Raw genomic sequence first — 10,785 nt, 5'->3', positions numbered from 1 at the left:
TGCGGGCCGCTGGTAAACTCGGGCAATCCAGAGGCGCGCGGATGACGCTAGCCAACCTTGTGCATTGGCCGTCTTGCAAGCGTAAGGGGCCCATTCGTGAGCGCGGTCGACTGTCGCCTCATGGCCGGATGCCGCCCGACGCGTTTAGAAGACACCAGCCATTCCCAAAACCAGTCCTTTGAACCGCTTGATAACTGCGGCTCGGCCCACATCCCTACCGGCTCCGCAACGCCTGAGCCAGCGCGTCCCCCGCAGCCAGAATATGCGCAGACAAGGCCGCACACGCTGCGTCCACATCGCCGCCCCGTATCGCCCGAACGATGTTCCGATGCTCGTCGTTCGAGCGATCCTGCCAGTCAAGTTGCTGCCACGTCGCGTACAGATGCCGTGAGCTGGCCCGATGCATGTCGCCGATTGCGTCGATGAGCCGCGGCATCCCGCACCGCGCGGTCAATGCGCGATGAAACCGCAGGTTCAGCGTGCCGAGCACGGCTATGCCATGCGCCGCCGACTCCTGATCGAGGATCGCATCGAGTTCCTCCAGCGCACGTGCGTCGAGAGCGGGAATCGCCTCGCGCAGCGCCAGCGCCTCGAAAGCAGCACGCATCTTTGCCATTTCAAGCACGTCCGCCGGCTCGAGCGGCGCCGCCCGCACGCCCCTTCGCGGTTCCACCACGGCCAACCCTTGCGCTTCCAGCCGTCTGAACGCCTCGCGTACCGGCACATGGCTCGCGCCGAACTCTGCCGCGATGTGGTCCTGACGCAACCACTCTCCCGGCGCGATAGCGCCCGAGACGATGCGGTCCCCCAGCGCGACGGCGATCCGATCGGCCAGCGAGCGATCTTCCTTGACTTCAAAGTTCATGCCGACCACCATGCATATATTATCTATTAAATTGTAACAAAATCGGAGGCTCGATGCGCCACCACCGTCCTGTGCGTCTGCAGCACATTGCCGGCATCGGCGTCGATCGCATGGGTTCGATCGCCGATCATGCCGACGTCGATCTTTTGCGACTCGAAAATCTCGATACCGACATCCTGCCTACTTCGGAGGCGCTTGCCTTCACCCGAGAGGCCATCCAGCGAGACTCGGCCAACTCCTATTTGCCATTCGTCGGTCAGGATCGGCTACGCGCGAGCGCTGCCGCCCACGTGTCGGCGCTGTCGGGGCAGCGCTTCACGGCCGACCAGGTGGTGGTGTCGGCGGGCGGACTCTCCGGCATTCTGAATACGCTGCTCGCCACCGTCGAGACCGGCGACGAAGTCATCGTCACCGATCCGACGTACGCAGGCCTGCTGAACCGCGTCCGCCTTGCGGGCGGCGTGCCCCGGCAAGTACCGTTCGCCTTCACGCCGGGCGGCGAATGGAAGCTGGACCAGGCCGCGCTGCGGGCAGCAATTGGTCCGCAAACGCGGGCCATGCTGCTGATGTCTCCCTCGATGCCTTCGGGCGGGTTCTTCGATGCGTCCGACTGGCAACTGATCGCGAACCTATGTGTGCAGAACGATCTGCTGCTGATCCTCGACAGCGCGATGGAACGGCTGCTCTTCGATGGACGCATGGTCATCCATCCCGCCGGCCTGCCCGGCATGGCCGAGCGTACGGTCACGGTCGGCGCAGCGTCGAAAGAGCTGCGCATGATTGGCTGGCGGGTAGGCTGGATCGTCGCGCCGGAATGGCTGATTCCGGATCTTGTGGCCGTGTCGCTCGCCAATGTCGTGGTGCCGGTCGGCATTGCCCAGGAGGCTGCGGCGGTTGCGCTCGACCATTCCGCATCCGATCTGCCTGGCTACGTGAACGCACTCGAGAGGCGGCGGGACACGGTCGCCGCCGAACTGTCGGGGCTTCCGTTCGGCATGCCGGCGGGCGGCTGGTCGATGCTGCTGCGCGTCTCCGATTTCGGCCTGACCGGATCGCAGATGTCGGAGCGGTTGCTGCGCCGCGGCGTATGTGCGACGGCTATGACCGGATGGGGCGTCGCACACGGCGAGCAGTACGTCCGTTTCGTGTTCTCGAACGAACCGGTCGAGCGGTTGCGCACGCTCGGGGACAAGGTGCGCTTCGCACTGGAGGACGCATGACGGCCGCTCACGAGAAAGCGGCGTCGCGCGCAGGGTGTCGCTGGTTGGAATCCGGAATTCCGTCCATGATGGTCGAGCGAATTCACACGAGATCAATCCACATGACGTGATGCATCCGGCGCCGGGGCGGCGCGATGTCCCGGCCCCGGCCGAACGTAACGTCGCGCGAACGCCCTACCGCCCCACCGGCGGCCGCAGAATATCGCGCGGAATCGACGCGATCAGCACGCAGCTGACCAGCAGACACGCGCCTAACGCATAGGTCCCGTTGTTGATGTTGCCGGTCATTTCCTTGGCAATGCCGGTGATCATCGAGCCCGTGAAGCCGGACAGGTTGCCCACCGAGTTGATCAGCGCAATGCCGGCGGCCGCGGCCGTGCCGGACAGGATCTGCCCCGGAAAGGTCCAGTAGATCGGCATCAGCGCGAGGATGCCGCAGGTCGCGATGGTCAGGAATACGATCGACAGCGCCACGTTGTGCGCGAACGCCGCGCTCAGGATCAGGAAGACGCCACCGATCAGCGCGGGAATCGCCGCGTGCAGGCGGCGCTCGCCGGTCTTGCGCGAGTGCGACGCGTTCCACACCATCGCGAAGATGGCCGTCAGGTACGGAATGGCCGTCAGCACACCGATATGCAGCGGGCTGTGCACGCCCGACGCACGGATGATCGACGGCAGCCAGAAGGCCAGCCCGTAGAAGCCGGTATTGAAGGTGAGCAGGATGAAGGTGAGCAACCAGACACGCGGGCTGCGCAGCGCGGCCCCGATACTGTGCGACTTGTGCGTTGCCTCGGATTCGAGATTGCGCGACAGCAGCGCCTTTTCGTCCGCGGACAGCCACTTCGCAGACTGCGGGCCGTCGCCGAGGCAGGCCAGCACGATGAACGCCACCACGATCGACGGCAGCCCTTCGAGCAGCAGCATCCATTGCCAGCCGCTCATGCCCGACAGGCCGTGCGTCTGCTCCATCAGCCAGCCGGACACCACGCTGCCCAGCGTCAGGCTCAGCGGGATCGCCACCAGAAAGCCCGACATCGCCACGCTCTGGCGGCGCGCCGGGAACCAGTAGTTCATGTACAGGATGACGCCCGGGAAAAAACCCGCTTCGCACAGCCCCAGCAGGAAGCGCAACGTGTAGAACATGGTGGTCGTCTGCACGTGGAAGAACTGCGCGAGCGGCACGATGAACGCCATCGACGACGACACGATGCCCCACGTGATCATGATCCGCGCGATCCAGAAGCGCGCGCCGTAGCGATGCAGCAGCAGGTTGCTGGGCATCTCGAACAGGAAATAGCCCCAGAAGAAGACGCTGGCGCCGAGCGCATAGACGCTGTCGCTCAGGCTCAGGTCGTCGAGCATCTGCAGCTTCGCGAAGCCTACGTTGACGCGGTCCAGGTAGGCCACGACGTAGCAGAGCAGCAGCAACGGCAGGATGCGCCGCATGACCTTGCGATAGAGCGCATCTTCGGATGAGTCGGCCGCGGCCGGCGCGGCAGCGGTCTGCGTGATGGACGGCATCGGCTTGTTTCCTGATTGTGTAGGTCTTCTTCGTACCGGCGGGTTCTCTGATGCATCGATGTTACCGATAACATCGGGTGACCAAAAAAACGTCGACGAGGCGACGGGAGAAACGGACGCGCTGATACCGGTAACAAACAACACGGTAGCATGTCGCGACAAGCGAGTTCAAGCCCGGCCGGACGCGTGGTTTCCCTAGTGCGGACAGTGGCGCGACGGGCGCGCCGCGGGCGGTCTGCCCGGTACGCCGCACCGGTATGATGTAGCCTTTCCAGGTTTTCCCGATCGCGATCCGATGCCCAGCCCCACCGCCGTCCGGCCTGCCGGACCGCCCCGCATGTCCGACGTCGCGCGCCTCGCCGGCGTATCGAAGATGACCGTGTCGCGCGTGCTTGCCGGCCACAGCGTGGCCGCCGAGACGCGCGCGCGGGTCTGCCAGGCCATCGACCAGCTCGGCTACGTGGCCGACGCGGCCGCGGGTGCGCTGTCGTCGGGGCGGTCGGAATTCGTCGCGGTGCTGGTGCCGTCGCTGTCGAGCTCCAACTTCTCCGACACCGTGCGCGGCCTGACCGATGCGCTCGAACCGCATGGCCTGCAACTGCTGCTCGGCGACACCGATTACGACCTGGAACGCGAAGAACGGCTGGTTCGTTCCATGCTGCGTCACCAGCCGCGCTGCATCGCGCTGACGGGTGCGCAGCACACCGATGCGACACGCAAGGTGCTGGCGCGCTCGGCCATTCCCGTGGTCGAGATGTGGGACCTGCCCACGCATCCCATCGACACCGCCGTGGGCTTCTCGAACGTGCGCGCCGCCCGTGCGATGGTGCGGCACCTGGCCGAGCGCGGTTACCGGCGCATCGGCTTTCTCGGCGGCGCCAGCGAACTGGATCGCCGCGGCCTGGACCGGCTCAAGGGATACCAGGCCGAGATCAAGGCGCTGCGGTTGTGCGAGCCGCGCGTCGTGCGGCTCGGCGAATCGCCAATCACCATGAGCCACGGCGGGCCCGCGATGGCGGCCCTGCTGGCGCAGTGGCCGGACACCGATGCCGTGATGTGCGTCAGCGACATGTCGGCATTCGGCGCGATCATGGAATGCCACCGGCGCGGCCTGTCCGTGCCCGCGGATATCGCAGTGGCCGGCTTCGGGAACTTCGAAGTGGCGGCGTGGTGCCACCCGGCCATCACCACCGTATCGGTCGACGCATACGGCATCGGCCTGCGCACGGGCGAGGCGTTGCTGGCGGCACTGCAGGCGCGTGACGGCGGCGAGCGGGTCGACTCGCAAAGCATCCGGATCGACTACACGATCGTCGCGCGGGAAAGCGCGTGACACGCCGGCGGTAAGGCCGGTCGCGCGTTGCGAGAACCGGCGCGCCCTCGACGTACGCGCAACGTACGCGACTGCGTACCGCCCCCCTGCCCCACGCCGCCCGTCCATCGCATGAAGGAAAGGCCGGGTTGAAGGTCGATGCGGGTCGATGCGGGTCGATGCGGGTCGATGCGGGTCGATACGGCGCCGTTCGACCGGATGGAAACCGGTGCATCCTGCGCAGCGCTTGCTCCATCCCCGCCGCCACGCGCACGCAAAATTCCCTTCCGCCACGCAAAAACCCCGTGCTAACATCCGCTCGATGTTACCGGTAACTATCCGGCACGCAACAATGAACGAGGCCCCTTCGGAGACAGCCCGCCATGTCACAGACCCCGCGCCGTCTGCGCAGCCAGGAGTGGTTCGACGACCCCGCCCACGCGGACATGACTGCGCTTTATGTCGAGCGTTTCATGAACTACGGGTTGACGCGCGAGGAACTGCAGTCGGGCCGCCCCATCATCGGCATCGCGCAAACGGGCAGCGACCTTGCGCCGTGCAACCGCCATCACATCGAACTGGCCGAGCGCACCAAGGCGGGCATTCGCGACGCGGGCGGCATTCCGATGGAGTTCCCCGTGCATCCGCTGGCCGAACAAAGCCGCCGGCCCACCGCCGCGCTCGACCGCAACCTGGCCTACCTCGGGCTGGTGGAAGTGCTGCATGGCTTTCCGCTCGACGGTGTGGTGCTGACGACCGGCTGCGACAAGACCACGCCGGCCTGCCTGATGGCGGCCGCTACCGTCGACCTGCCCGCCATCGTGCTGTCGGGCGGCCCGATGCTCGACGGCTGGCACGAAGGCAAGCGGGTCGGCTCGGGCACCGTGATCTGGCATGCCCGCAACCTGCTCGCGGCCGGCAAGATCGACTACGAAGGCTTCATGCAGTTGACGACGGCATCGTCGCCGTCGATCGGCCACTGCAACACCATGGGCACGGCGCTGTCGATGAACAGCCTGGCCGAGGCGCTGGGCATGTCGCTGCCGGGGTGCGCGAGCATTCCCGCGGCCTACCGCGAGCGCGGCCAGATGGCTTACGCGACCGGCAAGCGCGCGGTCGAACTCGTTCGCGAAGACTTGCGCCCGTCGAGGATCATGACGCGCGCGGCGTTCGAGAATGCGATCGTCGTCGCTTCCGCGCTCGGCGCGTCGACCAACTGCCCGCCGCACCTGATCGCCATTGCGCGCCACATGGGCGTCGAACTGAGCCTGGACGACTGGCAGCGCTTCGGCGAAGCCGTGCCGCTGCTCGTCAACTGCATGCCGGCCGGCGAATACCTCGGGGAGAGCTTCCACCGCGCCGGCGGCGTGCCCGCCGTGCTGCGCCAGCTCGATGCGGCCGGCCTGCTGCGGCGCGACTGCCTGACCGTGTCGGGCCGCGCGATCGGCGAGATCGCCGACACCGCGCAGGACGCCGACCGCGACGTGATCCGTACGCCCGACGCGCCGCTCAAGCACGGCGCCGGCTTCGTGGTGCTGTCGGGCAACTTCTTCGACAGTGCGATCATGAAGATGTCGGTGGTGGGCGACGCCTTCCGCCGGACCTACCTGGCCGAGCCGGGCGCGGAGAATACGTTCGAGGCGCGCGCGATCGTGTTCGACGGCCCCGAGGACTACCACGCCCGCATCAACGATCCCGCGCTGAACATCGACGAACGCTGCATCCTGGTGATCCGCGGCTGCGGCACGGTCGGCTATCCGGGCAGCTCGGAAGTCGTCAACATGGCGCCGCCCGCCGATCTGGTGAAGCGCGGCGTGATGTCGCTGCCCTGCCTGGGAGACGGCCGCCAGAGCGGCACGTCGGCCAGCCCGTCGATCCTGAACGTGTCGCCGGAGGCGGCGGTCGGCGGCGGCCTGGCCCTGCTGCGCACGAACGACCGCATTCGCGTGGACCTGAATCGCCGCAGCGTCGACGTGCTCGTCGACGAAGACGAACTCGCGCGCCGCCGCGAGACTGCAAGCTTCACCGTGCCGCAGGCGCAAACGCCCTGGCAGGCGCTCTACCGGCAGTTCGTGGGCCAGTTGTCCACCGGCGGCTGCCTCGAACCGGCCACGCTGTACCTGAAGGTGATCGAGCAGCGCGGCAACCCGCGCCATTCGCACTGATCCCACCGTCCACGACTCCTGCCGAGCTGACCATGCGTACTCCTTCCGTTTCCGACTGCCTGCCGCACGACCTCGCACACGCACTGCTGATCGGCCGCGTCTGGCGGCACGACGGTGCCTGCGCGGGCCCGAGCGTCGTCGCCGTGCGCGGCGGCGAAGTGTTCGACATCACGCGCACCGTGCCGACCACCGCCGACCTGTTCGACCGCCCGGATGCAGTCGCCGTCGCGCGCACCGCGTCCGGCGAATCGCTCGGCCGCATCGAGCCGTTGTTGCAGGCGACGCTGGACGGCACGCCCGGCGCTACACGCCTGCTCGCGCCGTGCGACGTGCAGGCCGTCAAAGCGTGCGGCGTCACGTTTGCGGTCAGCCTCATCGAGCGCGTGATCGAGGAACAGGCCGGCGGCGATCCGGCCAGGGCGATGGAGGTACGCGAGACCATCGCCGCGACCATCGGCACCGATCTGTCGAAGCTCGTGCCCGGCTCGGAAGCCGCGCTGCGCCTGAAGGCGGAACTCGAGCGCCGCGGCGCGTGGTCGCAATACATGGAAGTCGGTATCGGCCCGGATGCCGAGGTGTTCTCCAAGGCGCAGCCGATGTCCGCGGTCGGCTTCGGTGCGGACGTCGGCCTGCTGCCCGTGTCGGTGTGGAACAACCCGGAACCGGAGATCGTGCTGGCGGTCGGCAGCGACGGCAGGCCGGTGGGCGCCACGCTCGGCAACGACGTGAACCTGCGCGACATCGAAGGCCGCTCGGCGCTGCTGCTCGGCAAATGCAAGGACAACAACGGCTCGTGCGCGATCGGCCCGTTCGTGCGGCTGTTCGACGACGGCTTCACGCTGGACAGCGTACGGCAGGCCAGCGTGTCGCTGCGCGTCGAAGGCGCAGACGACGGCTTCGTGCTCGACGGCATCAGCCACATGCGCGAGATCAGCCGCGACCCGGCCGACCTCGTCGCGCAGACCTACGGCGCGCATCACCAGTATCCGGACGGCTTCATGCTGTTCCTCGGCACGATGTTCTCGCCGATCCAGGACCGCGACGCGCCCGGCGGCGGATTCACGCATCACCTGGGCGACCGCGTCACGATCTCCACGCCCGCGCTCGGCGCACTCGTCAACACCGTGCGGCTGTGCACGGAGATCGCGCCGTGGACCTTCGGCGTGCGCGCGCTGTATGCGAACCTGGCCGCGCGCGGGCTGCTCGCACCGTAAAGCCCGGCGCCTCGACATCGACATCGACATCGACATCGACATCGACATCGACATCGACGGGCAGCGGATCGACGGCAAGACCACTGCGTCACGCGCGCGGTAACGATCACCGGTTGCGCGGATGCGTGCCACGCCGGCAAGGTACGACGGCGAGAATCATGCACAATACGCCGCATCTGAGATGCGGAGACTAGCCCGTGGGGATCAACTTCGATTTAACCGACTTGCAGGCGTTTCGCGCGGTAGTGGAAATGGGGAGTTTCCGCAAGGCCGCGGAGACGGTCAGCATTTCCCAGCCTGCGTTGAGTCGAAGGATCGACAAGCTCGAGGAAGCGCTCGGCGTGCGCCTCTTCGAGCGCACCACACGCAGCGTCACGCTCACCACCGTCGGCCGCGTGTTCGCCCAGAGTGCCGAGCAGCTGCTCGACGATCTCGACGCCGCGCTGCTCGGCATTCGCGACGTTTCGTCGAGCCGGCTGGGCCATGTGACCATCGCGTGCGTTCCGTCGGTGGCTTACTACTTTCTGCCCGCCGTCATCGCGCGCTATCATCAGCGCTTTCCCCGCATCCGGGTCAAACTGCTGGACGCGAGCGCGAACGAGGTGCTGGGCGCCGTGATCAGCGGCGAGGCCGATTTCGGCGTGAGCTTCATGGGCAGCCAGGAAGCCGAGATCGAGTTCAAGGTGTTGCTGCAGGAGCGGTTCGTTGCTGCCTGCCGCCGCGACCACCCGCTCGCGCGCAAGAAGCGCGTGACCTGGAGCGAACTTTACGAGCACGACTACGTGTCGGTGGACAAGACTTCCGGTAACCGTCTGTTGCTCGACCAGGCGCTGGCCGCCGTGGCGCCGCGCGGGCCGAGCGTGTGCGAAGCACGTCACGTCACGACCCTGCTCGGATTGATCGAGGCGGGGCTCGGCGTCGCCGCGGTGCCCTCGATGGCGATGCCCGGGCACGACCATCCGATTCTCACGAGCGTGCCGCTCGTCGAACCGGTCGTCAAACGACGCGTGGGGATCGTGAAACGACGCGGACGGCCGCTCACCCCGGCCGCCGAAGCGTTTCATCGGATGGTCATCGACGCGAAGCGCGGCGGTATCGCAAGCAGCGATGCACCGGTGTGACAACGACAAAAGAGACACGAAGGAAGACCGTCCCGTGAGGCTGGCCAGGCTGCTTAAATCGCTTTACGTGCAGGTCCTGCTCGCGATGATGCTCGGCGTGACCGTCGGTCACGCATGGCCGGGAGCAGGCGCGATGCTCAAGCCCCTCAGCGATGCGTTCGTCGGCCTGGTGCGGATGACCATCGCGCCGATCGTCTTCTGCACGATCGTCTCGGGCATCACGTCGCTGGCGAACGGGAGGGCCATCGGCCGCACGATCGTTCGGGCGCTGACGCTCTTCTATCTGCTGACCGCCGTCGCGCTCGCAATCGGGCTCGCCGTCGCGTTCGTGCTGCGACCGGGCGCCGGCCTGCACATCGATGTGCACCATCTCGATTCGAGCGTCCTGGCTCAGTACGCGAGGGAGGCGCAGCCACGCGGGCTCGTGGCGTTCGGGCTGAGCGTGATTCCCGATACGATGCTCGGCGCGTTCGAGCAGGGCGAAGTGTTGCCGGTGCTGCTGCTGTCGCTGCTGTTCGGCTTCTCGCTGAATGCGCACCGGGAGGCCGGCCGGCCCGTTCTTGCCCTGATCGACGGCATCGGCCAGGTCGTCTTTCGCGTGCTCGCGATGATCATGCGGCTCGCGCCGCTCGGCGCATTCGGCGCGATGGGGTTCACGGTCGGCCGCTTCGGGATCGGCTCGGTCGGCTCGCTTGCGAAGCTGGTGCTGTCCTTCTATGTGGCATGCGCGCTGTTCGTCGCGCTGGTGCTCGCACCGCTCGCACGGCTGCACGGCTTCGCGCTGTGGCGGCTCTTGCGCTACCTGCGCGAAGAGTTGCTCATCGTCCTGGCGACGTCCTCTTCGGAGCCCGTTCTGCCGCGCCTGATCGTCAAGCTGGAGGCGCTCGGTTGCGACCGGGGCGTCGTGGGGCTCGTGCTGCCGGCGGGCTATTCCTTCAACCTGGACGGCACCGCGATCTATCTGACGCTCGCCGCGTTGTTCATCGCGCAGGCGTGCGACGTGCCCCTTTCCGCATCGCAGATCGCGATGATGCTCGCCGTCATGCTGCTCACGTCCAAGGGCGCGGCCGGCGTTTCCGGTAGCGGGCTGGTCGCGCTGGTCGCCACGCTCGCCGTCATGCCCGACCTGCCCGTTGCCGGGGTGGCGCTGCTGGTCGGCATCGATCGCTTCATGTCCGAGGCGCGCGCGCTGACGAGCGTGATCAGCAATGCCTGCGCGGTGATCTTCGTTTCGATGTGGGAAGGTGCGTGCGATCGTGCGCGTCTTGCGCAGCGGCTCGCCGTGGCCGGTTCGGCATCCCCGAACGGGGCCGATGAAGACGGTAACGGGAAGGCCGTCTGACGCAAGCCTTCCCGCCGATCGACGC

9 protein-coding genes are annotated in these 10,785 nt (G+C 67.1%); 7 read left to right on the top strand and 2 right to left on the bottom strand.

What is annotated here, in order from left to right:
- Positions 1–214 precede the first annotated feature (214 nt).
- On the bottom strand, positions 215–865 hold the full coding sequence (locus tag G3N64_RS23570) for a GntR family transcriptional regulator (protein ID WP_241021167.1): 651 nt from the start codon (positions 863–865) through the stop codon (positions 215–217).
- Positions 866–918: 53 nt separating this feature from the next.
- Here G3N64_RS23570 and G3N64_RS23565 point away from each other — a divergent pair, with 53 nt between their 5' ends.
- On the top strand, positions 919–2,085 hold the full coding sequence (locus G3N64_RS23565) for a pyridoxal phosphate-dependent aminotransferase (protein ID WP_205786062.1): 1,167 nt from the start codon (positions 919–921) through the stop codon (positions 2,083–2,085).
- A gap of 174 nt (positions 2,086–2,259) precedes the next feature.
- Here G3N64_RS23565 and G3N64_RS23560 read toward each other — a convergent pair whose 3' ends face one another.
- Positions 2,260–3,606, bottom strand: a complete 1,347-nt coding sequence (locus G3N64_RS23560; RefSeq protein WP_205786061.1) for an MFS transporter — start codon at positions 3,604–3,606, stop codon at positions 2,260–2,262.
- A gap of 295 nt (positions 3,607–3,901) precedes the next feature.
- On the opposite strand from G3N64_RS23560, the gene G3N64_RS23555 reads away from it, so the two are divergent.
- The 6 genes from G3N64_RS23555 to dctA all read left to right on the top strand — a co-directional run bounded on the left by G3N64_RS23555 (position 3,902) and on the right by dctA (position 10,760).
- On the top strand, positions 3,902–4,939 hold the full coding sequence (locus tag G3N64_RS23555) for a LacI family DNA-binding transcriptional regulator (protein ID WP_205786060.1): 1,038 nt from the start codon (positions 3,902–3,904) through the stop codon (positions 4,937–4,939).
- A gap of 362 nt (positions 4,940–5,301) precedes the next feature.
- Positions 5,302–7,083, top strand: coding sequence for an IlvD/Edd family dehydratase (locus tag G3N64_RS23550; protein ID WP_205786059.1), 1,782 nt, complete (start codon positions 5,302–5,304; stop codon positions 7,081–7,083).
- Positions 7,084–7,115: 32 nt separating this feature from the next.
- A complete protein-coding gene (locus tag G3N64_RS23545; protein ID WP_205786058.1) occupies positions 7,116–8,297 on the top strand; it encodes a fumarylacetoacetate hydrolase family protein in 1,182 nt (393 codons plus the stop codon).
- Complete coding sequence (locus G3N64_RS23540; RefSeq protein WP_205786057.1) at positions 8,260–8,400, top strand: hypothetical protein; 141 nt, start codon at positions 8,260–8,262, stop codon at positions 8,398–8,400. The genes G3N64_RS23545 and G3N64_RS23540 overlap by 38 nt, the downstream gene beginning before the upstream one ends.
- Before the next feature lie 94 nt (positions 8,401–8,494).
- Complete coding sequence (locus tag G3N64_RS23535) at positions 8,495–9,418, top strand: LysR family transcriptional regulator (RefSeq protein ID WP_205786056.1); 924 nt, start codon at positions 8,495–8,497, stop codon at positions 9,416–9,418.
- Between the two features lie 34 nt (positions 9,419–9,452).
- The gene (dctA, locus tag G3N64_RS23530; protein ID WP_205786055.1) at positions 9,453–10,760 is read left to right on the top strand and encodes a C4-dicarboxylate transporter DctA; all 1,308 of its coding nucleotides are present in this window, start codon (positions 9,453–9,455) and stop codon (positions 10,758–10,760) included.
- Positions 10,761–10,785 lie beyond the last annotated feature (25 nt).

The organism is Burkholderia sp. Ac-20344 (assembly GCF_017104975.1).
In the GTDB taxonomy this organism is placed as follows: Bacteria; Pseudomonadota; Gammaproteobacteria; order Burkholderiales; family Burkholderiaceae; genus Burkholderia.
Note: the sequence above shows the minus strand (reverse complement) of the source record. Positions and strands in the feature narration are given on the sequence as shown.

Excerpts from the sequence above, each read along its gene's own strand:
- G3N64_RS23570 (WP_241021167.1), bottom strand. The coding sequence starts at position 865 with ATGAACTTTGAAGTCAAGGAAGATCGCTCGCTGGCCGATCGGATCGCC.
- G3N64_RS23565 (WP_205786062.1), top strand. The coding sequence starts at position 919 with ATGCGCCACCACCGTCCTGTGCGTCTGCAGCACATTGCCGGCATCGGC.
- G3N64_RS23560 (WP_205786061.1), bottom strand. The coding sequence starts at position 3,606 with ATGCCGTCCATCACGCAGACCGCTGCCGCGCCGGCCGCGGCCGACTCA.
- G3N64_RS23555 (WP_205786060.1), top strand. The coding sequence starts at position 3,902 with ATGCCCAGCCCCACCGCCGTCCGGCCTGCCGGACCGCCCCGCATGTCC.
- G3N64_RS23550 (WP_205786059.1), top strand. The coding sequence starts at position 5,302 with ATGTCACAGACCCCGCGCCGTCTGCGCAGCCAGGAGTGGTTCGACGAC.
- G3N64_RS23545 (WP_205786058.1), top strand. The coding sequence starts at position 7,116 with ATGCGTACTCCTTCCGTTTCCGACTGCCTGCCGCACGACCTCGCACAC.
- G3N64_RS23540 (WP_205786057.1), top strand. The coding sequence starts at position 8,260 with ATGCGAACCTGGCCGCGCGCGGGCTGCTCGCACCGTAAAGCCCGGCGC.